The organism is Burkholderia sp. AU17457, from assembly GCF_002223255.1.
Lineage (GTDB): Bacteria > Pseudomonadota > Gammaproteobacteria > Burkholderiales > Burkholderiaceae > Burkholderia > Burkholderia sola.
Genome location: NZ_NKFB01000003.1, coordinates 443643 through 464283, shown reverse-complemented (window position 1 = coordinate 464283; position 20641 = coordinate 443643). Strand labels below are relative to the sequence as shown.

22 protein-coding genes and 4 tRNA genes are annotated in these 20641 nt (G+C 66.3%); 17 read left to right on the top strand and 9 right to left on the bottom strand.

Annotated features, from left to right (window positions below; translation table 11 throughout):
• Positions 1 to 50: 50 nt before the first annotated feature.
• Entirely contained in the window at positions 51 to 440 is a 390-nt protein-coding gene (locus tag CFB49_RS04580) for a DUF2946 domain-containing protein (RefSeq protein ID WP_069621106.1), read from the bottom strand.
• Positions 441 to 679: 239 nt separating this feature from the next.
• Here CFB49_RS04580 and CFB49_RS36210 point away from each other — a divergent pair, with 239 nt between their 5' ends.
• Positions 680 to 784, top strand: a complete 105-nt coding sequence (locus tag CFB49_RS36210) for a chorismate mutase (protein ID WP_162484450.1) — start codon at positions 680 to 682, stop codon at positions 782 to 784.
• Between the two features lie 223 nt (positions 785 to 1007).
• On the top strand, positions 1008 to 1601 hold the full coding sequence (locus tag CFB49_RS04575; RefSeq protein WP_089490777.1) for a chorismate mutase: 594 nt from the start codon (positions 1008 to 1010) through the stop codon (positions 1599 to 1601).
• A gap of 29 nt (positions 1602 to 1630) precedes the next feature.
• On the opposite strand, the gene CFB49_RS04570 is transcribed toward CFB49_RS04575, so the two are convergent.
• Together CFB49_RS04570 and CFB49_RS04565 are read right to left on the bottom strand one after the other, a co-directional pair.
• Positions 1631 to 2758 carry an exonuclease domain-containing protein gene (locus CFB49_RS04570; protein ID WP_069621108.1) on the bottom strand — a complete coding sequence of 376 codons (1128 nt, stop codon included), beginning with the start codon at positions 2756 to 2758 and terminating at the stop codon, positions 1631 to 1633.
• 139 nt (positions 2759 to 2897) lie between these two features.
• On the bottom strand, positions 2898 to 3101 hold the full coding sequence (locus CFB49_RS04565; RefSeq protein ID WP_027783827.1) for a cold-shock protein: 204 nt from the start codon (positions 3099 to 3101) through the stop codon (positions 2898 to 2900).
• Positions 3102 to 3494: 393 nt separating this feature from the next.
• Between CFB49_RS04565 and CFB49_RS04560 the strand changes: the two genes are divergently transcribed.
• Positions 3495 to 3761: a hypothetical protein gene (locus CFB49_RS04560; RefSeq protein WP_069621109.1), complete on the top strand. Its 267-nt coding sequence runs from the start codon at positions 3495 to 3497 to the stop codon at positions 3759 to 3761.
• A 500-nt stretch (positions 3762 to 4261) separates the two neighbouring features.
• The gene (locus tag CFB49_RS04555) at positions 4262 to 5407 is read left to right on the top strand and encodes a porin (protein WP_069621110.1); all 1146 of its coding nucleotides are present in this window, start codon (positions 4262 to 4264) and stop codon (positions 5405 to 5407) included.
• An 83-nt stretch (positions 5408 to 5490) separates the two neighbouring features.
• On the opposite strand, the gene greB is transcribed toward CFB49_RS04555, so the two are convergent.
• On the bottom strand, positions 5491 to 6054 hold the full coding sequence (gene greB / locus CFB49_RS04550; RefSeq protein WP_006476618.1) for a transcription elongation factor GreB: 564 nt from the start codon (positions 6052 to 6054) through the stop codon (positions 5491 to 5493).
• 129 nt (positions 6055 to 6183) lie between these two features.
• Between greB and CFB49_RS04545 the strand changes: the two genes are divergently transcribed.
• The 3 genes from CFB49_RS04545 (at position 6184) to CFB49_RS04535 (ending at position 6540) form a co-directional block, all read left to right on the top strand.
• A tRNA-Arg gene (locus CFB49_RS04545) sits at positions 6184 to 6260 on the top strand.
• A gap of 66 nt (positions 6261 to 6326) precedes the next feature.
• A tRNA-Arg gene (locus CFB49_RS04540) sits at positions 6327 to 6403 on the top strand.
• A gap of 60 nt (positions 6404 to 6463) precedes the next feature.
• Positions 6464 to 6540, top strand: a tRNA-Arg gene (locus CFB49_RS04535).
• Between the two features lie 193 nt (positions 6541 to 6733).
• On the opposite strand, the gene CFB49_RS04530 is transcribed toward CFB49_RS04535, so the two are convergent.
• From CFB49_RS04530 to CFB49_RS04515, 4 genes are all read right to left on the bottom strand, one after another.
• Positions 6734 to 9100 (bottom strand): RelA/SpoT family protein, encoded by a 2367-nt coding sequence (locus CFB49_RS04530; protein ID WP_027783823.1) that lies wholly within the window; start codon positions 9098 to 9100, stop codon positions 6734 to 6736.
• Positions 9101 to 9163: 63 nt separating this feature from the next.
• Positions 9164 to 9367, bottom strand: coding sequence for a DNA-directed RNA polymerase subunit omega (rpoZ, locus tag CFB49_RS04525; RefSeq protein WP_006025620.1), 204 nt, complete (start codon positions 9365 to 9367; stop codon positions 9164 to 9166).
• Between the two features lie 58 nt (positions 9368 to 9425).
• Positions 9426 to 10109 carry a guanylate kinase gene (gene gmk, locus CFB49_RS04520; RefSeq protein WP_089490776.1) on the bottom strand — a complete coding sequence of 228 codons (684 nt, stop codon included), beginning with the start codon at positions 10107 to 10109 and terminating at the stop codon, positions 9426 to 9428.
• A 108-nt stretch (positions 10110 to 10217) separates the two neighbouring features.
• Complete coding sequence (locus tag CFB49_RS04515; protein ID WP_089490775.1) at positions 10218 to 11141, bottom strand: YicC/YloC family endoribonuclease; 924 nt, start codon at positions 11139 to 11141, stop codon at positions 10218 to 10220.
• Positions 11142 to 11314: 173 nt separating this feature from the next.
• Between CFB49_RS04515 and rph the strand changes: the two genes are divergently transcribed.
• The 9 genes from rph (at position 11315) to CFB49_RS04465 (ending at position 17824) form a co-directional block, all read left to right on the top strand.
• Positions 11315 to 12055: a ribonuclease PH gene (rph, locus tag CFB49_RS04510; protein WP_069621113.1), complete on the top strand. Its 741-nt coding sequence runs from the start codon at positions 11315 to 11317 to the stop codon at positions 12053 to 12055.
• Positions 12048 to 12674, top strand: a complete 627-nt coding sequence (rdgB, locus tag CFB49_RS04505; protein ID WP_089490774.1) for an RdgB/HAM1 family non-canonical purine NTP pyrophosphatase — start codon at positions 12048 to 12050, stop codon at positions 12672 to 12674. The genes rph and rdgB overlap by 8 nt, the downstream gene beginning before the upstream one ends.
• A 34-nt stretch (positions 12675 to 12708) precedes the next feature.
• On the top strand, positions 12709 to 13923 hold the full coding sequence (hemW, locus tag CFB49_RS04500; protein ID WP_069621115.1) for a radical SAM family heme chaperone HemW: 1215 nt from the start codon (positions 12709 to 12711) through the stop codon (positions 13921 to 13923).
• Between the two features lie 44 nt (positions 13924 to 13967).
• Positions 13968 to 14055, top strand: a tRNA-Ser gene (locus CFB49_RS04495).
• A gap of 141 nt (positions 14056 to 14196) precedes the next feature.
• Positions 14197 to 14592 carry a hypothetical protein gene (locus tag CFB49_RS04490; protein ID WP_089490773.1) on the top strand — a complete coding sequence of 132 codons (396 nt, stop codon included), beginning with the start codon at positions 14197 to 14199 and terminating at the stop codon, positions 14590 to 14592.
• A gap of 241 nt (positions 14593 to 14833) precedes the next feature.
• Positions 14834 to 15127 carry a hypothetical protein gene (locus CFB49_RS04485; protein ID WP_050011588.1) on the top strand — a complete coding sequence of 98 codons (294 nt, stop codon included), beginning with the start codon at positions 14834 to 14836 and terminating at the stop codon, positions 15125 to 15127.
• Between the two features lie 307 nt (positions 15128 to 15434).
• Positions 15435 to 15926, top strand: a complete 492-nt coding sequence (locus tag CFB49_RS04480) for an energy transducer TonB family protein (protein ID WP_069621117.1) — start codon at positions 15435 to 15437, stop codon at positions 15924 to 15926.
• Positions 15927 to 16229: 303 nt separating this feature from the next.
• Positions 16230 to 17540: an MFS transporter gene (locus CFB49_RS04470; RefSeq protein ID WP_069621118.1), complete on the top strand. Its 1311-nt coding sequence runs from the start codon at positions 16230 to 16232 to the stop codon at positions 17538 to 17540.
• A 104-nt stretch (positions 17541 to 17644) separates the two neighbouring features.
• Positions 17645 to 17824, top strand: coding sequence for a hypothetical protein (locus tag CFB49_RS04465; RefSeq protein ID WP_006486620.1), 180 nt, complete (start codon positions 17645 to 17647; stop codon positions 17822 to 17824).
• A gap of 19 nt (positions 17825 to 17843) precedes the next feature.
• Here the strand turns inward: CFB49_RS04465 and waaC are convergent, their stop codons facing one another.
• Positions 17844 to 18842, bottom strand: coding sequence for a lipopolysaccharide heptosyltransferase I (waaC, locus tag CFB49_RS04460; protein WP_069621119.1), 999 nt, complete (start codon positions 18840 to 18842; stop codon positions 17844 to 17846).
• Between the two features lie 192 nt (positions 18843 to 19034).
• Between waaC and CFB49_RS04455 the strand changes: the two genes are divergently transcribed.
• Positions 19035 to 20591: a chloride channel protein gene (locus CFB49_RS04455; RefSeq protein ID WP_089490772.1), complete on the top strand. Its 1557-nt coding sequence runs from the start codon at positions 19035 to 19037 to the stop codon at positions 20589 to 20591.
• The last annotated feature ends 50 nt before the right edge of the window (positions 20592 to 20641 follow it).

Sequence of the window (20641 nt, the reverse complement as noted above, 5' to 3'; positions counted from 1 at the left end):
CGGGGCCGCGAGCGGCTCGCGCGCCACCGGGGGCGCGCGGATGACATCAATCAGACCGGAACGTTTTCAGGCGGGGCGCGCGGCTGCGCGAGACGGATGCCCTTGCGACGCACATCGGGAACGATCGGGGCAGCCGCCCGATACGCGAACGTCCGCACGAAGCCCGGCATCGCGGGCAGGCTCGAGCCCAGCGCGACGTTCGCCGCGAAGCCCGGGCAGTACACGCAATGCGGGACGCCGGCATGGTCGAACGACGAGGTATCGCGGTCGTCGCGCGCGTGCGCGAGCACGACCTGACGCGCGCCCGCTGCACTGCACAACTCGAGCGTGAGCGCGCCGGAACCGCTCGACGCAAGACGCGCGTAGCCGACGACGGGCGACAGTACGTTCAGTACCAGCGCCAGCCATACGAGGCCCATCCATCGCGTCGTTCGTCTCATCGCGGTCCGGGAAAAAGTGCGCGCAAGTATAACAAGCGGCCCGACTGTCGCCATCGCGCCGCGCGCGATAGCGGGCATCACACTTCGCGCCGGAGCGCATGTGCCGTTAATACAACAGAGACAAAATCTAACGATTCGCCGCTGGCATAAATCCGAGCGCGAGGTTGATAATCATTGAACCTGCTGGAGAAACGATCATGGACGAAAGACCGACTCGCATGCCACCGCCCGAGCAAGTGATGAGCCCGGATCCGGAACCCGTCGGCGTGGAATTCCTCGCCGAATTGCCCGAGCACGTTCGGGCATTCTTCGACGAGCAGCACAAGCTGTACTCGCCGAAGTGAACGCCAGTTCGGTTCTGTAACCGCCACGTGTCGATCCTCGCTATCGTGCGGTTCATCCAGGCGCTTCGCGCGCAATTCGCCTCGCACCCGGGCCGCAACAGCCTGACGGTGCCGGATCAGCTCGCCTGCTGATTCTCCTGTCGCGACGCTACGCCGCGCGACTGTCTTCGTCTATCCTTCTGGTTTTCCACGTCCGGCCCGCCCGGCTCTCCCGATCGTTCCGATGAAGCAAGCCATTCGTGCCAGCGTCGCTGTCGCCGCGCTCGGCGTCGCCCTCCTTTCGTTGCCGCCTGCCGTCCGCGCAGACGGCGACGACACCGCCCTCACCAATATCGTTGCGCTCGCGTCGCAGCGCCTCGCGCTCGCCGAACCGGTCGCACGATGGAAATGGGCGAATCACAAGGCCATCGAGGACCAGCCGCGCGAAGCGGCCCTGCTCACTGCAGTCGAAAAGCGCGCGGTCCAGGCCGGCGTCGATCCCGCCTTCGCCCGCACGTTCTTCGAGGATCAGATCACCGCAAGCAAGGACGTGCAGAACGCACTGTTCACGACCTGGCGCACGACGCGGCCGCCGGAAGGCACGCCGCCCGATCTCGCGACCAGCACGCGGCCGGCACTCGACCGGCTGACGCAGAAAATGCTCGCCGGTCTCGCGCAGGTCGCCCCGCTGCGCGACGCGCCCGATTGCCAGGCGCGGCTCGCGCGCAGCATCGCGAACTGGAAGACGCTCACGCGCTACGATTCCACGCAGACGCGGGCACTCGATACCGCGCTGTCGCATGTCTGCTCCGCCGGCGGAGCCAGCGCGATCGGCTGACGCAGCGGGCGCGGATCGCCCTGCGGCGCTCAGTCCGCGGGGGTCAGCGCCACGAGCGGAATCACCTGCAGGCCGCGCGCGAGGTGCGTCTGCAGCAGGCGATGGGTGAAGGGTTCGAACGCGCCGCCTGCCGCATCGGCCACGAGCCGTGCGGCCGCATCGAGCGAGTCCGCCGAACCGAGATAGCACCAACCGTCGATCACATGAAACAGGCGGCGCTCACCGGTCGCCTCGAACGCGACGGCACCTTCGAACGGCCAGGGCGCACCGCCCGCGCGGGCGGCATCGGCCGTGGGGCGCCGGTTGTACGACGGGCGCAAGCGGGCGATCCATTGCGCTTCGGCAAGCATCGCCCCCAGCTCGTTGCCGGTCTCGCGCCATTCGACGCGCCGCACCTGCTGCGCGAGTCGCATTTCCTTCGACGAGCGGCGCTCGCCGGTCAGCAGCGCGCGCAGCCGCTGCCGCACGCGCACGCTGCGGCCGACATACAGCGCTTCGTCACGCTCCCCGAATAGCGCATACGCGCCGCACCCTGCCGGCGCGGTATCCAGCCACGCCTCGGTCAGGTCGCCGCCGAGACGGAAGTGGCGCGTCGTGCGCGCGATCTGGTCACGCAGCCGCTCGAGCGGCACGATGTCGTGCAGCTGGCGCCAGAACTGCCAGATCAGGTCGGCATCGGCCAGCGCGCGGTGACGCGCGGCCGGAACGAGCCCGTGCCGTTCGATCAACGCATCGAGCCCGTGCCGCGATTCGCGCGGAAACAGCGCGCGCGACAGTCGCACCGTACAGAGCACATCGGGATTGAACGCCAGGCCGGCGCGCTCGAATTCGGCGCGCAGGAAGCCACGGTCGAAGCTCGCGTTGTGCGCGACGAACAGCTTGCCGTCGAGCCGCTCGAACAGCGCCGGCGCGAGCGATGCGAACGTCGGTGCGTCGCGCACCATCGCGTCCGAAATGCCCGTCAGTTGCTGGATGAACGGCGGAATCGCCTGCCCCGGATTGACGAGGCTCGTCCACGTCGACACGCCGAGCGGTCCGATTTCGACCACGCCGATTTCGGTGATGCGGTGCTCGGCGGACGAGCCGCCGGTGGTTTCAAGGTCGACGAAGACGAGTGGTTGCTCGCTGCCGGGATCGGACGGAACGAAATCGGACATGAAAAGACAGGGAAACGATGCTTTCGTGAGTATGCACCGGCAGGCGTACTCGGGCCAGCCCGGACGGCGTACTCCGTCCCCGGAAAACAAAAAGCCCCCGCCATGCGGGGGCCGGACGTGATCGGCAATGCGTGGCGCGTCAGACCGCCTGGATATTCGCTGCCTGCTTGCCTTTCGGCCCGACTTTCACCTCGAACGAAACACGCTGGTTTTCCTTCAGCGTCTTGAAGCCGTCCATCCGGATTTCGGAAAAGTGCGCAAACAAATCTTCACCGCCATTGTCCGACGTAATAAAGCCAAAACCTTTAGCATCGTTAAACCATTTCACGATACCGGTATCCATGTCTTCGTTCCCCACTCTATAAGATCAAAAAAGCTATTTTTATAGCCGTTTTCCGAAATCCCGAAACATTGCGCCAGCACCCGCACCAGCACGCCGCCCGAGGACGGAGTGCTGACTTTATAAATTGGACAATCCGGGTGCGTCAAGAAAATTTTTAGCAACTGCTTTCTCGAAAAGACGCTAATACCACTGGAATCGGTACACCATCGCCGATGATTAATTGATTCGCATCAAAAACCTGTCAACATTACCGGGATCGGATCGCTAATAATCGCGGAAAGCGAAATTTCTACCGGGGACAAATCGACTCGGTAAAGTCCTCGGGTTTTTTCGGGTTGCAGAAATCCGGGGACGTTGCGATCCTGAATCAACGCCGAAAGGAAGGAGAGGGTCATGTGGCTGGACGGAATCAAGCGCTTCGCGAGCCGGCTCGGACGCGTACGTCGCAAGTCCCGCGCCCTGGCCGAGTCCGCGCGCGAAGCGCCGTGCGATACCGAATTCGATTTGACGTGGCACGGCGATCACTGGCAAAACCTGCTCGCATCGCCTCTGGATGCCCGTCACTACGTGATGGAAGACTGGACCAACACGCCGCCACCGATCGAAGCAGAGAACGCCGCGCCCGCGGGCAAGCGCAAGCGTCGCTCGTACACGTCGTAGCGCGCCGAGCAGCCGGGCAAAAAAAAAGCGCGACTGGGAAGTCGCGCCGACAAAGGTTTGGAGATCTTTTCCGTCAACGAAAAAGTCTGCTTCGGAAAGCAGAGACCGCAGTATAGCGAGAGAACTACCTTTCATTATCCATGCTCGACACAAACCTCTATTGCCGATGTGTCAATAATCGCGCTATAGCCGCCCTCGCCCGCCTCTGACGCCTGTCGCAAACGCGCAACGTCCGCTACGCAATCCCGATCGTCATTTCGTTTCGCCGCACCGCAGCGAACCCTTGCGCGGCAATCGTTTACGGGACCTTCCCGATTTTTGCGGATTCCAAAACACACTGTTTCTTAAAGTGTGGGCCGCTCCCGCTCCGCGCACTTCGTACACTGCAGATGGATTTCTGATAAGCGCACCGCCGTTCTGCCGGACCGGCTACAGCGTCAAGCAAAACACGGCCGGCCGCCCCAGGTTCGATCGACATCATCGTGTTTGGAGACAGATCCATGAAGAAAGCTCTGATCGTCACCGCGTTGTCGGGTGTGTTCGTGACCGCCGCCCACGCTCAAAGCAGCGTGACGCTGTACGGCCTGATCGACGCAGGCATCACCTACACGAACAATCAGGGCGGACACAGCGCCTGGCAGGAAACGAGCGGTTCGATCAACGGCAGCCGATGGGGCTTGCGCGGCACCGAAGATCTCGGCGGCGGCCTGAAAGCCATCTTCACGCTGGAAAACGGTTTCGGCATCAACAACGGCACGCTGAAGCAGAACGGTCGCGAATTCGGCCGGCAAGCGTTCGTGGGCCTCGCGCACACCACCTACGGTTCGCTGACGCTGGGCCGGCAGTATGACAGCGTCGTCGACTATCTCGGGCCGCTGTCGCTGACCGGTACCCAGTATGGCGGCACCCAGTTCGCCCACCCGTTCGACAACGACAACCTGAACAACTCGTTCCGGATCAACAACTCGGTCAAGTACCAGAGCGCGAACTACGGCGGCCTCAAGTTCGGTGCGTTGTACGGGTTCTCGAACTCGTCGGCGTTCGCGAACAACCGCGCGTATAGCGGCGGCGTGTCGTACAGCTACCTCGGCTTCAACGTGGCCGCAGCCTACTTGCAGCTGAACAGCGACGTGAACGCGCTCGCGCAGGCCGCGTCCGACCCGGGCGCGGTCGCCGGCGACTGGACCTTTGCGTCGCGCGTGCAGCGCACCTGGGGTGCCGGCCTGAATTACGGGTTCGGCCCCGCCACGGTCGGCTTCGTGTTCACCCAGACGCGCCTGAGCGGCCTGCGCGCGATCAGCGCCGGCCAGTCGGGCGTGGTGGGCGGCATCACGGGCCTCGGCGACACCGGGCGCTTCAGCAACTACGAAGTCAACGGCCGCTACGCGCTGACGCCGGCCCTGTCGCTCGCCGGCTCGTACACGTACACCCAGGGCCGCCTGTCCGGCGACAAGCCCACCTGGCACCAGTTCAACCTGCAAGCCGACTACGCACTGTCGAAGCGCACGGACGTGTACCTGCAGGGCGAGTTCCAGAAGGTCAACAGCGACGGACTCGACCTCGGCGCCAACATCAACGGGCTGGGCGCCGCGTCATCGACCAACAAGCAGATCGCGGTCACGGCCGGCCTGCGTCACCGCTTCTGAGCGACCGGCACATTCGCCGTACGCCGAAAGACGAAGCGCCCCATCGGGGCGCTTTTTCCTGGTCGCGGCGCGCGAGCCGCCACTCAGGCGTCGCCCCGCGCCGGATACCGGACATCGAGTATGTCGATCGGCTGCGGGCCGGCCGGCGTCATCAGCGTGACGGTGTCGCCGATCTTCGCCTTGATCAGCGCACGCGCGACCGGCGAAATCCAGCTGACGCAGCCGCGATCGAGATCGACCTCGTCGATCCCGACGATCGTCACCGTGTGATCCTCGCCGTCCGGCGTCTCGTAATCGACCGTCGCGCCGAAGAACACCTGGTCGACGTTCTCCTGCCGGCTCGCGTCGACGACTTCGGCGAGGTCGAGCCGCTTCGTCAGGAAGCGGATACGGCGATCGATCTCGCGAAGCCGCCGCTTGCCGTAGATGTAGTCGCCGTTTTCGGACCGGTCGCCGTTCGAGGCCGCCCACGACACGAGCCGCACGACCTCGGGACGTTCGACGTCGATCAGGTTCAGCAGCTCGTCCCTCAGCCGCTTGTGGCCGGCCGGCGTGATGTAGTTCTTCGCGCCCGCCGGAATCGCGGGTTGAGCCTGGTCGAGATCGTCGTCGTCACCGTCCGACTCTTTGACAAACGCCTTGTTCATGATGCAGATTCAACGTGAATGACTGATCCCCCAAGGGTACACGATGGGCGGCCGGCCAAGGCCATGGCACCAAATTCGCGAATAAGGCTTCCCTTTTTATACGACTCTGCTATACTTCCGCTTCTGCGTGCGGCTGTAGCTCAGTTGGATAGAGTACTTGGCTACGAACCAAGGGGTCGTGGGTTCGAATCCTGCCAGCCGCGCCACTTTTTCGAGGGCCTTCCGAACCGAAGGCCCTTTCAGTTCGAAGCAGTAGAAGTTTGTTTTTGCGTGCGGCTGTAGCTCAGTTGGATAGAGTACTTGGCTACGAACCAAGGGGTCGTGGGTTCGAATCCTGCCAGCCGCGCCACTTTTTGGGGGCCTTCCCATCGCAGAAGGTTCCGACAGTTGAAGCAGTACCGTTTTGCGTGCGGCTGTAGCTCAGTTGGATAGAGTACTTGGCTACGAACCAAGGGGTCGTGGGTTCGAATCCTGCCAGCCGCGCCACCTTAAAAGGGCTTTCCTTCGGGAAAGCCCTTTTTCTTTTTGCACCCGCCCTCCCGTCGTTCGCACCATCACCCCGCACGCGTTCGGCAAGCGCCGGCAACATCGCACACCCTTTCGGCGGCCCCAATGAAAACGGCGGCCATAAGCCGCCGTCCGTCGATCATCGAATCCGCCCGCCGCCGCGCGTGCGGCGTCAGTAATCCTGCCGCTCGCGCTCGATACGCATGCCGCCGTCATGGCGCGCGTGCGCACCGTCGTCGGTCGAACGCTCGCGCATGATCCGCATCACGTCCGGATTGGTTCTCACGCGCCGCATCACGTTCGCGAGATGCACGCGGTCGCTGACCTGGATCACGAAGCGCAGCACCGTCGACTCGTGCGTCAGATCCTCGTCCATCGCGATATGGACGATGTTCGCGTCGGCCGACGTGATGTCCGCCGCGACGCGCGCGAAGATGCCCTTCGTGTTCTTCACGAGCGCCTTCACCGCGACATCGAACAGGCGGCCCGGCTGCGGCGCCCATTCGACGTCGATCCAGCGCCCCGGATCGCGACGATGGATGCGCTGCGCGACGCGGCAATCCGTCGTATGAATCGCCATGCCCAGACCGATGCCGATGTAACCCATGATCGCATCGCCCGGGATCGGCCGGCAGCATGCGGACAACTGCACGGACATCCCTTCGGTGCCGGTAATCACGACCGGCGGCGCGTGATGCGCGGGGTGCCGCTCGGACTTCGGCAGATCGTCGTCCGCGTCGCGGCCGCTCATCAACACTTCGATGCGCTTGGCCATCACCGCCGCGACGCGACGACCGAGGCCGATATCCGCGAAAATTTCCTGACGGCTCTTGTTGCCCGTCCACTGCACGAGCTTCTCCCACACTTCCGGCTCGACGTCGGCCAGCGCGAGACCGTAGCCCTTCAGGCTCTGGTCGACGAGCCGCTCGCCCAGCTGCACGGACTCGTTCAGGCGCATCGTCTTCAGGTAGTGGCGGATCGCCGAGCGCGCCTTGCCGGTGCGCACGAAGCCGAGCCACGCGGGGTTCGGCTTCGAATACGGCGCGGTGATCACCTCGACGATGTCGCCACTCTTCAGCTCGGTGCGCAGCGGCAACAGCTCGTTGTTGATCTTCACGGCCACACACTGGTTGCCGAGATCGCTGTGGATCGAATACGCGAAATCGAGCGCCGTCGCGCCGCGCGGCAGCGCCATGATCTTCGACTTCGGCGTGAACACGTAGACCGCGTCGGGGAACAGGTCGATCTTCACGTGCTCGAGGAATTCGCTCGAATCGCCCGCTTCGCTCTGGATGTCGAGCAGCGACTTCAGCCACTGGTGCGCGCGCTTCTGCACGTCGCTGAGATCGGCGCTGCCGTTCTTGTACAGCCAGTGCGCGGCGACGCCCGCCTCGGCGATCTCGTGCATCTTGCGCGTACGCACCTGGAACTCGATCGGCGCGCCGAACGGGCCGACGAGCGTCGTGTGCAGCGACTGATAGCCGTTGATCTTCGGGATCGCGATGTAATCCTTGAACTTGCCGGGCACGGGCTTGTACAGCGCGTGCAGCGCACCGATGCACGTGTAGCAGTCGAGCGGGCTGTCGACGACGACACGGAAGCCGTACACGTCGAGCACCTGCGAGAACGACAGCTGCTTGTCGCGCATCTTGCGGTAGACGCTGTAGATGGTCTTCTCGCGGCCGGTGATCTCGGCGTCGATCTTCGCGTCGGCCATCGCGCGCTGCGCGGCCTCGAGGATCTTGCTGATCACTTCGCGGCGGTTGCCGCGCGCGGCCTTCACGGCTTTCTCGAGCGTCGCGTAGCGATGCGGGTTGAAGTTCGCGAAGCTCATGTCCTGCAGCTCGCGATACGTGTTGTTCAACCCGAGCCGGTGCGCGATCGGCGCGTAGATGTCCAGCGTTTCGCGCGCGACGCGGCGGCGCTTTTCCATCGGCACCGCGCCGAGCGTGCGCATGTTGTGCAGGCGGTCGGCGAGCTTGACGAGAATGACGCGCACGTCGCGCGCCATCGCGAGCAGCATCTTGCGGAAGTTTTCCGCCTGCGCTTCCTCGCGGCTGCGGAATTCCATCTTGTCGAGCTTCGACAGGCCGTCGACCAGTTCGGCGACCTTCGGGCCGAACCGCTCGGCCAGCTCGTTCTTGGTCACGCCCTGGTCTTCCATCACGTCGTGCAGCAACGCGGCCATCACGGCCTGCGCGTCGAGCTTCCAGCCGGCGCAGATTTCCGCGACGGCGACGGGATGGGTGATGTAGGGTTCGCCGCTCTGGCGATATTGACCGAGGTGGGCTTCGTCGCTGAAGTGGAACGCCGCCTTGACCTCTTTGATTTCGTCCGGAGCGAGATACTCGGCAAGCGCGGCCGTCAGTTTCGCGATCGAAACGACGCCGTGCTTGCGCGGCTGCTCCGGGGTGGCGGTCGGCCCGAACAGATGCCGGAAGGACTGTTCGAGGACCGCGTCGATGTACTGGCGCGCAGGCGACTGGGCCGTGGCTTCGGTGGTCGGATCCGCGGAGGCGGACGATGGGGTGGTGCTCATATTCGCCTCCAGGTCGAGTCGTTGCGCGCGTGGACTACATGGCTGGAACGGGCCGGATGCGCGTTACACCGGCACCTTCTTCAGCATCTCGACGCCGACCTGGCCGGCAGCGATTTCGCGCAGCGCGACGACGGTCGGCTTGTCGCGGCTTTCGATCTTCGGCGTATGGCCTTGCGCGAGCTGCCGCGCGCGATAGGTGGCGGCGAGCGCCAGTTCGAAGCGATTCGGGATTTGCTTCAGGCAGTCTTCGACGGTAATGCGAGCCATGTTGGTAATTCCTTCTGAATATAGTCCTTATTCTACCTTATGTCCCTCGTGCCCCGCGTCATTCCGCGTGGGGCAGATGGATACCGAGCTCGATGAACAGCTCCGCGTGTCGCGCGTACTGCGAAGCAAATCGCAGGCGCGTCGCCGCGACGATGCATTCGAGTTCCGCGAGCGCACGCTCGAAATTCTCGTTGATCACCACGTATTCCGCTTCCGACGCGTGCGCGATCTCGCTGCCGGCGGCCAGCAGGCGTCGCGTGATCACGTTCGGCTCGTCCTGGCCGCGCTTCTTCAGGCGTTCCTCGAGGGCGTCGAGCGACGGCGGCAGGATGAAGATGCCGACCGCGTTGCGGAACTGCTTCTTCACCTGCAACGCACCCTGCCAGTCGATTTCGAGCAGCACGTCGTGGCCGCTCTTCATCTGCTCTTCGATCCAGACGCGCGACGTGCCGTAGTAGTTGCCGTGCACTTCCGCACTCTCGAGGAATTCGTGCGCCGCATGACGCGCGCGGAAATCGTCGACGGTCGTGAAGTGGTAGTGCTGGCCGTCCTGCTCGCCCGAGCGCGGCTTGCGCGTCGTGTACGAGATCGACAGGCAGATGTCGCTGTCCTTCGACAGCAGCGCATTCACGAGCGTCGACTTGCCGGCGCCCGACGGCGCGACGACCATGAACAGGTTACCGGGATAGACGCCGCCGTGCAGCGAATGCGACGCGTGGCCGTCGCGAGTGGATTCGGTCATGACAGCCTCCGCCGGGCCTGGCCACATCCGCATGAATCAGCTTTCGAAGGATGGGGGGGCTGCGCCCCCCCAAGCGAACGTAGTGAGCGTGGGGGTCGTTTCATCTCTTTACTCCAGGTTTTGCACTTGCTCGCGCATCTGCTCGATCAGCAGCTTCAGCGCCATCGACGCGTCGGCGAGTTCCTTCGCCGCCGCCTTCGAGCCGAGCGTGTTCGCTTCGCGATTCAGTTCCTGCATCATGAAGTCGAGACGCTTGCCGACGCGGCCGCCCTTCTCGATCACGTGACGCGTTTCGTTCAGGTGCGCGGTGAGCCGCGACAGCTCTTCCGCGATGTCGATCCGGATCCCGTACATCGTCACTTCCTGACGGATGCGCTCCGCCGCTTCCTCGCGCGTGACGACCGTCGAGCCGCCTTCGGGCGCCGCGAGGCCGAGCGCTTCCTGCAGACGCTCGACGATCTTCTGCTGGTGCTTCGCGATCAGCTCCGGCACGAGCGGCGTGATGCGCGCGACGATCGCTTCCATCTCGGTGACGTTCGACAGCAGCATCGTCGCCAGTTGCGCGCCTTCGCGCGAACGTACGACGACGAGCTCGCCGATCGCTTCCTTGCCGCAGGCGAGCACCGCGTCGCGGATCGCTTCGGCCGACACGCCGCTCTCCGTGAGCACGCCGGGCCAGCGCAGGATCTCGCCCGCGCGCAGACGGCCGACGCCGGGGAACGAATCGAGCACCGCGCGTTCGAGATCGGCAAGCTGGCCGAGCGCCGACTGGTTCAGCGCGCCCGCGCCGATGCTCTGCTCGCCGCGCTGCAGGTTGATGCGCACGTCGACCTTGCCGCGCGACAGCTTGTTCATCAGCATTTCGCGCAGCGCGGGTTCGCACGCACGCACGTCGTCCGGCATCCGGAAGTTGAGATCGAGGAAGCGCGAGTTCACGGTGCGCAGTTCGACCGACACGCTAGTGCCGCCATTGCCGGCAGCCGTCGCGAGTTCGCGCGTCGCGCTCGCATAGCCCGTCATGCTGTAGATCATGGTTCGTCTCGCCGTCTGGTGCCCTCGCGGGCGGGGAATACATCGAGGCACCCGGCGCATCGGAAGGCGCGGGGCGGGAAGCGCGCATTATCCCATTTTTGCGGACCACCCCGCCGGGCAAGCGCGCCGTTCGGCGCTAAAATCGGGGTTTCCTCCCCTTCCGCGATTTCCCCATGACGTCTCCCGTTTCCCGCCCGAGCGGCCGCCGCGCCGACGAACTGCGCAAGGTCGCCCTCACGCGCCACTACACGAAACACGCCGAAGGCTCCGTGCTGGTCGAATTCGGCGACACCAAGGTGCTCTGCACCGCCAGCGTCGCCGAGCGCGTGCCCGAGTTCCTGCGCGAGCGCGGGCAAGGCTGGCTGACCGCCGAATACGGGATGCTGCCGCGCGCGACCCACACGCGCAGCGACCGCGAAGCGGCGCGCGGCAAGCAGACGGGCCGCACGCAGGAAATTCAGCGCCTGATCGGCCGCGCGCTGCGCGCGGTGTTCGATCTCGAGGCGCTCGGCCCGCGCACGATCCACCTCGACTGCGACGTGATCCAGGCCGACGGCGGCACGCGCACGGCCAGCATCACCGGCGCGTTCGTCGCCGCGCACGACGCGGTGTCGAAGCTGATCGCGGCCGGCAAGCTCGCGCGCTCGCCGATCACCGACCACGTCGCCGCGATCTCGGTCGGCGTGTACGAAGGCGCGCCCGTGCTCGACCTCGACTACGCGGAAGACTCGCGCTGCGACACCGACATGAACGTCGTGATGACAGGCGCGGGCGGCTTCGTCGAAGTCCAGGGCACGGCCGAAGGCGTGCCGTTCTCGCGCGCCGAGATGAACGCGCTGCTCGACCTCGCGCAGGGCGGGATCGCCGAGCTCGTGCGGCTGCAGAAAGAGGTCCTGGGTGCGACCCATGCCTGACGACCGCACCGTCGCGCCGCTGTCGCGCATCGTTCTCGCGTCGAACAACGCAGGCAAGCTGCGCGAATTCACCGCGCTGTTCTCGACGGTCGGCATCGAGATCGTCCCGCAGGGCGACCTCGCGGTGCCCGAGGCGGAAGAGCCGTTCGGCACGTTCATCGAGAACGCGCTGACCAAGGCGCGCCACGCGTCGCGGCTCACCGGGTTGCCGGCGATCGCCGACGATTCCGGCCTGTGCGTGCGCGTGCTGCGCGGCGCGCCAGGCGTCTATTCGGCGCGCTATGCGCAGCGCGCGGGCCGCGACAAGGGCGACGCGGCGAACAACGCGTATCTCGTCGAGCAGTTGCGCGGCGTCGCCGACCGGCGCGCGTACTACTGCTGCGTGCTTGCGCTCGTCCGCCATGCGGACGATCCGGAACCGCTGTTCGCCGAAGGGCGCTGGGCCGGCGAGATCGTCGATACGCCGCGCGGTGATCACGGATTCGGCTACGACCCGTATTTCTACCTGCCGTCGCTCGGCGCGACGGCCGCCGAACTCGAGCCGGCCGTGAAGAACACGCACAGCCACCGCGCGCTGGCGCTGAAGGCGCTGCTCGCGCGGCTCGCGGAGGAAGCATGAGCCTGCCCGATACCCCTTCGCTGCGGGAGGCGGCATGAGCCAGGCCGCGGAAACCGGCGCGCGCGTCGTCGCGACCTTCACGTCGCCCGGCCAGGTGCGCCTCACGTCGCTGCCGCCGCTCGCGCTGTACGTGCATTTCCCGTGGTGCGTACGCAAGTGCCCGTACTGCGATTTCAACTCGCACGAATGGAAAGGCGAACGGTTTCCGGAAGCCGACTATCTCGACGCGTTGCGCGCCGATCTCGAGCAGGCGCTGCCGCTCGTGTGGGGGCGGCAGGTGCATACGGTGTTCATCGGCGGCGGCACGCCGAGCCTGCTGTCGGCGGCCGGCCTCGACCGGATGCTGTCCGACGTGCGCGCGCTGCTGCCCCTCGACGCCGATGCCGAGATCACGCTCGAGGCGAATCCGGGCACGTTCGAAGCCGCGAAGTTCGCGCAGTTCCGCGCAAGCGGCGTGAACCGCCTGTCGGTCGGCATCCAGAGCTTCAACGAAGCGCACCTGAAGGCGCTCGGCCGGATTCACGACACCGCGCAGGCGCGCGCGGCCGTCGACATCGCCGCGAAGAACTTCGACAACTTCAACCTCGACCTGATGTTTGCGCTGCCGAACCAGACGCTCGACGAATGCCGCACCGACATCGAGACCGCGCTGTCGTTCGCGCCGCCGCACCTGTCGCTGTATCACCTGACGCTCGAGCCGAATACGCTGTTCGCGAAGTTTCCGCCCGTCGTCCCCGACGACGACGCGTCGGCCGACATGCAGGAATGGATTCACGCGCGCACGGCCGAAGCCGGCTACGGGCGCTACGAAGTATCCGCGTACGCGAAGCCGAATCATCAGTGCAAGCACAACCTGAACTACTGGCGCTTCGGCGACTATCTCGGGATCGGCGCGGGCGCCCACACGAAGCTGTCGTTCCCCAACCGGGTCCTGCGGCAAGCACGCTACAAACATCCGGCAACCTTCATCGAACAGGCGAAGGCCGGCACGGCCGTGCAGGAGGAGCGTGAAGTCGGCGCGCGCGACCTGCCGTTCGAATTCATGCTGAACACGCTGCGGCTCGTCGAGGGCTTTCCCGTGCACAGCTTCGTCGAACGCACGGGCCTGCCGATGAGCACGATCGAGCCCGCGCTGAAGGAAGCGGAACGGCGCGGATTGATCACGCGCGATTTCACCCAAATCGCGCCGACGCCGCTCGGCCAGCGTTTCCTCAACGACCTGCAGGAATTGTTCCTGCGCGACGACTGAACGGATGAACGAGGCGGCATTTCGGTTACAATGCCGCCTCGTGTGGAAGCGTGGCCGAGCGGTTTAAGGCACTGGTCTTGAAAACCAGCGACGGGAAACTGTCCGTGAGTTCGAATCTCACCGCTTCCGCCAGGAAATTCGCCGAACCCCGTCCATTCGCAGAATGACGGGGTTTTTGTTTGTCCGCACGCGTGCGCCCCGCACGTCCCGACGCATCGCGCCGGATGCCGTTACAATCCCGCGCTCCGATTCGCGAAACGGGAAATCCACGTCATGAAGCCCTTCCTCGCCTCGTCGCTCGTCGCCGTGCTGGCCGCCGTCAGCACGCATGCGGCGGCCGACACCGTCTCCGGCAGCGACGCGCAAGCGTCGTGCGCGATCGCGTACGTGACCGGCGTCGGCGGTTCGCCGCGCGGGCTGAGCGAATATCTCGCGAGCCCGTCGCCGTACAACTACCTGAAGGACAACGAGCTTCAGTGCAAGGTGGCGGACGACGGACGCACGTCGAACTGCACCGGCGTGACCTATCTGCGCAACGAACAGGTCAGCGTGTACGACGATTCCGATCCGGCGACGCTGACCGTCGTCGCGCGCGTGGAACTCGATCATGGCCAGAAGTATCCGGTAATCGTCGTCGTGCAGCGCAAGGACGCGCGCTGCAAGCAATGACGCCCGCCATGTGATGCCCCCTTTACGTCGCCCGCTGATGGAATCGGCGCCGGATCGTCGACGCGCCGAAGCGACGGGGTGCGAGCGTCCCGGACGCCCGCGGCCGCACACAGCCGGACACCTCCCGGCCCGCCCCGCCATCGCCTAGAATTCGTTCAACACGGCGACACGAACGCCGCCGCGTGTTCGATGTATTCGATGCCGCACGCGCCACTCCTGCGCGCGGCACACGGAGATCGCCATGACCGACCTGTCGACCGCGACGGACCACGTCGATTACGAAGGCTTCGAAATCCATGTCGTGCCGGCCGCGATGCCCGGCAGCGACACGCGCTATACCTACACCGGCTACGTGTGCCATCCGGGCGTGAATCCCGCGCTGCCCGGCCATGCAGTGCCGTTCCATGCGGACGGCGAGGAAAGCTTCGCGAGCGTCGACGAGGCGACCCACGAAGCCGTGCACATCGGCAAGAGCATCATCGACGGCACGCACCCCGACCTGTCGGTCCTGTCGCTCGTGACGCACGGCTTCTGACGCGGCCCGAACGCATCGCCGACGATTCCCCGGAAGGCCGCCGAGGTTGCCGCGTCGGCTGACCGCGCCGCGCGACCGGACGATCGCAGCGTGCCGCGGCTTTCAGCCTTCCAACACGCGCGTGCGCCGCGGACGCTGTCGCATGTCGCGTCACATCGCGTTGCTCGACGCGCGTTGCCCGACGCGACGTCCGGCCGGCGTCATCCGCGATCGCAACGACCGATCCCGCGCGCTATGCGTTTCCCCCCATATCGTCTCGCGCCGGTACGCCTATCATTTTTTTATCGTCCCTCACGGCCATCACGTCATGCGCCCCCTTCTCCGTCCGCGCGTCCCCCGGCTGCGTGTTGCTGCGCTGGCCGCGGTCGCCCTGCTCGCCGCGTGCACGATCACGCCGCCTTCGTCGTTACGCTCGGTCCTGACGATTCCGTCGGTCATACGCAGCGGCAATCTCGACCAGTATCGCGTCGAGGTCGCGCACCGCGTCGCCGAACGCAATCCGTCCGGCATGCTGCACGGTACACCGCAGGCCATGCTGCGTTCGCTCGTCGTCGTGGCCTTCACCGTCGACGGCAGCGGCCGCGTGATCAACGCATCCGTCTATCGCAGCAACGGCGACAGCGAGGCGGAAGCGCTCGCGCTCGCGTCGCTGCGCCGCTCGGCGCCGCTGCCGGCGCCGCCGTCGCGGCTGCTCGACGGCAACGGCCGGCTCGAACTGATGGAAGGCTGGCTCTTCAACGACGACGGCCACTTCCAGCTGCAAAGCACCGCGTCCGCGCAGGCGCAATCGATCGACTGACGCGCCGCCGCGGCCCGATTGCCGGTGGGCGCCGCCGCTGGCTATAATTTTCCGCACTCGCGCGGCCATCACGCCGCGCGCGCGTTCGCGCGCCCCACCCGGCAAGCGAGCCGACCACGCCGGCACCGGGCGGCGGCGACGTACCCGTCTCCATCGTCGACCGGCGGGTGACGTCCGCGCCACGGCGCACGTCCACGCCGCCACCGCGTCATCCGCATCAATCATTTGCCCGGCTATCGGCAGGCAGTCGCTTGCCCCGGCGCACGCCCAGCCGGCTGCCCCAACGACAAAACGGAGACATCCATGTCCGCATCCCCCGCAACCGTTGCACACGCAACCGGTTCGGCCGGCGCCGTCAGCCACCGGCGCATCGTGTTCGCGAGCTTCATCGGCACCGCGATCGAGTTCTACGATTTCTACGTGTACGCGACGGCCGCCGCGCTCGTCATCGGCCCCGTATTCTTCCCGCACGGCTCCGCGACGGCGCAAGCGCTGTCAGCGTTCGTCACGTTCGGGATCGCGTTCATCGCGCGCCCGATCGGCTCGTTCCTGTTCGGGCACTTCGGCGACCGCATCGGCCGCAAGTCGACACTCGTCGCATCGTTGCTCGTGATGGGCGTGTCCACCACCGCGATCGGCTTCGTGCCCGGCTACGACGCGATCGGCGCGCTCGCGCCGGTGCTGCTGTGCGTGCTGCGCTTCGGCCAGGGGATCGGCCTCGGCGGCGAATGGGGCGGCGCGGCGCTCCTCGCGACCGAGCACGCGCCGCAGGGCAAGCGCGGCTGGTTCGGGATGTTCCCGCAACTGGGGCCGTCGGTCGGCTTCCTGATGTCGAACGGGCTGTTCTTCGCGCTCGCGCTGTCGCTGTCCGACGCGCAGTTCCGCAGCTGGGGCTGGCGCATCCCGTTCCTCGTCAGCGCGGTGCTCGTCGCGCTCGGCCTGTACGTGCGGCTCAAGATCACCGAAACGCCCGCGTTCCAGGCGGCGCTCGACCGCAACGAGCGCGTGCGCGTGCCGGTCGCGACGCTCGTCACGCAACACTGGCGGCCGACGCTGCTCGGCGCGCTCGCGATGGTCGTCTGCTACACGCTGTTCTACATCTCGACGGTGTTCTCGCTGTCGTACGGCGTGTCGGCGCTGCATATTCCGCGCCAGAGCTTCCTCGGCCTGCTGTGTTTCGCAGTCGTCTTCATGGGCCTCGCGACGCCGCTGTCCGCATGGGCGTCGGACCGCTTCGGCCGCAAGCCGGTGCTGGTCGTCGGCGCGATCGCCGCGCTGCTGTCGGGGTTCGCGATGGAGCCGCTGCTCGGCAGCGGCTCGATGCCGCTCGTTGCGCTGTTCCTGACGATCGAGCTGTTTCTGATGGGCGTGACGTTCGCACCGATGGGCGCGCTGCTGCCGGAATTGTTCCCGACCAACGTCCGCTACACGGGCGCGGGCGTCGCGTACAACCTCGGCGGGATCCTCGGCGCGTCGATCGCGCCGTATATCGCCCAACTGCTGGCCGCGCGCGGCGGGCTGTCGTGGGTCGGCGGCTACGTGTCGGTGGCGGCGGCGATCAGCCTGATCGGCGTGCTGCTGATGCGCGAAACGCGCGACGCGTCGCTCGTCTGACCCTTCGGGGCGACCCGGGTTGTACGGCGGCGGGCGCTGCCTATACTCGATCCTGGGCGCGTCGTTGCGCGCCCGGGGATCCCGCCCCGAAAGGAGCCGTCGCCATGAATATCCGCCTTGCCAATGCCGATCTCGTGCTGATCCTTGCGCTCGCGCTCGGTGGCGCGCTGTTGCTCGCGCTGCGGTTCCGGCCGAAGACCTGGCGCGGCCTCGTGTTCGAGGCGCTGCTGGCGAATCTGGCGGCCATCGCAGCCGTCGTCACGGTCGAAGCACTGCTCGCCTGACCGCGGCCGCCGCGCCGCGTCAGGCCAACAGCCGCGCGCGCACCGCGCCGTAGGCCGGGCAAACCGTATCGATCGCATCCAGCGCCTCGTCGACGGTCGGCATCGCGCCCGGCTCGCCGATCGACAGCGCATTCGGCACGCCGCCGATGCCGCAATGGTGGCGCGACGTCGCGACGAAAATCATGACGGTGGGCCGCTGCAGTGCGTGCGCCATGTGCACGAACCCCGTATCGACACCCACCACGAGCGCGGCCCGGCCAAGCGCCGCGCCGAGCTCACGCACCGTCATCGCCGGTAACACGACCGCGCCCGGCGCCCGCGCGGCGATATCGCGCGCATCGTCGTGCTCGGCCGCCGATCCCCACGGCAACAGCACGCGCACGCCGCGCGCCATCATCTGCGTCGCAAGGGCGGCCCAGTGCTCGGCCGGCCACTTCTTGTCGGGATTGGACGTCGCATGGAACAGCAGCATGAACGGCCCGCCGTCGGTCACGGCGGCCGGCAGGTTCGCATCCTGCGGCGCGACGATGCCGTGCGTGGCAGGCCCTTCCGGCACGTAGCCGAGCGCTTCGCCGGCACTCACGCGCATCCCGTGCCATGCGTCGCAGTCCGGCCGCGGACCGAAACGGTGCGAATACGCGAAGCGCGCACCCGTTTCACCGAGATCCTGCGTCTGGTAGCCGAAGCGACGCGCGCCACGCGCCAGCGACGAAATGATCGCGCTCTTGTACACGCCGTGCAGATCGATGATCGCGTCGTAGCGGTGCGCACGCAACGCACCGATCGATGCCGAGATGGCCTTCAGGTCGCCGGCATTGCGCAGTTTCTTGAAACGGCGCAGCGGCGCGCACAGGACGGCGCTCACACCCGGATGCCAGCGTACGACCTCCGCGCACGATTCGTCGACGGCCCAGTCGACCGTCACGCCGGGGAAAGCGCGATGCAGGTCGGCGACGACAGGCAGCGTCTGGACGACATCGCCGAGCGACGTCACTTTCACGATAAGGATACGTTTCACGATGTGCGGGGACTCTCGACTGGCCATTCTGGCATGCTAACGACCGTTGCTATGCACAGACATTACGCGAGCATTACATTTGCAACAAATTGCATCTCTTTTGTGAATTTTTGTCGTCCTTCGCGGAGCATCGTCGCCCCCGTGGCATCCGGTTCTTTTTATAATTCCCTCTTTGCCCTCCGGCCCGAGCCCATGCCGCGCCCTGCCCTTCCCGCGCTGTTTCCCGCCCTTACCCGCCGCTCGCTGCGAATCTGGCGCCAGTATGGTGTTTTCTGGCTCGGCGCGATCGTCGTCGGCCTCGCGGCCGTACTGTATGCCCGATTGATCGACTGGGGTTACGAGACTTTTCGCGCGATGCGCGATCACGCCGTCTGGCTGCCGCTGCTGCTGACGCCGGCGATCGCCGCCTTGTCGGCATGGATCACGCGCCGCTTTTTCCGCGGCGCCGAGGGCAGCGGCATCCCGCAGGTGATCGCGACGCTGCATGCGCGCCCGAGCGCATTCGGCGCGCGGCTGCTGACGCTGCGCATCCTGTTCGGCAAGGTGCTGATCTCGTTCCTCGGCATCCTCGGCGGCTTCACGATCGGCCGCGAGGGGCCGACCGTGCAGGTCGGTGCGGCGCTGATGTTCAACCTGCGGCGCTTCTACCCGCGCTCGAACGCGCAGATCGAACGCCAGCTCGTGCTCGCTGGCGCGGCGGCCGGACTGTCGGCCGCATTCAATACGCCGCTCGCGGGCATCGTGTTCGCGATCGAGGAACTGACCCGCAGCTTCTCCGCACGCGCCAGCGGCGTACTGATCACCGCGATCATCCTCGCCGGCGTCGTCGCGCTCGGGCTGAACGGCAACTACACGTATTTCGGCACGATCAACGCCGGGCTCCATTTCCCGAAGCTGCTGGCGGTGGCGGTGCTGGTCACCGCGATCGTGACGGGCATCGCGGGCGGCTTGTTCTGCTGGCTGCTGCTGAACACGGGGCGCTGGCTGCCCGCGCAACTGCTGGGCCTGTACCGTGAGCGGCCGGTCGCGTTCGCCGCGCTGTGCGGCTTCACGATCGCCGTCGTCGGACTCGTGTCCGGCGGCACGACGTTCGGCAGCGGCTATGCGGAGGCGCGCGGCCTGCTCGACGGCAGTCAGCAGCTGTCGGTGTTCTATCCGCTCCTGAAGATGGTGTCGATGGTCGCGTCGTACCTGCCGGGCATCCCGGGCGGGATCTTCGCGCCGTCGCTGTCGATCGGCGCCGGCTTCGGCAACGTGCTGCATGCCGTGTTCAGCAACATGAGCCTGCCGATGCTGATCGCGCTCGCGATGGTCGGCTATCTGGCCGCCGTCACGCAGTCGCCGATCACGTCGTTCGTGATCGTGATGGAAATGATCAACGGTCACGCGCTCGTGATTTCGCTGATGGCGACCGCACTGGTATCGAGCCGGGTATCGCGCTTTTTCGCGCCGCCGCTCTACGAGACGCTCGCGCAGCGCTATCTCGCGCCGCCCGTCGCGCCGGCCTCGGCAACCGCAGCGCCCGCGGCGGGCAACACGACCGACGTGACCGAACCCCGGGATGCAACGGCGGCCCCCGCCGATCCGCTCGACACGCTGCGCGACGAAGGCGACGAAGGCGACGAGGAGCCGGCCGCTGCGGCGCCGGCCGACAGCGCTGCGGACACGGCGGCGCCGCACGATGCCGGGCCCGCTGCAACCGATGCGAACGGCCCGACGCAACAGCACGGCCCGCGCGACGCTCAGTAGATCACGACGGGCGCCGGTCGGTAGTAGACCGGCCGCGCCGGCACGACGAT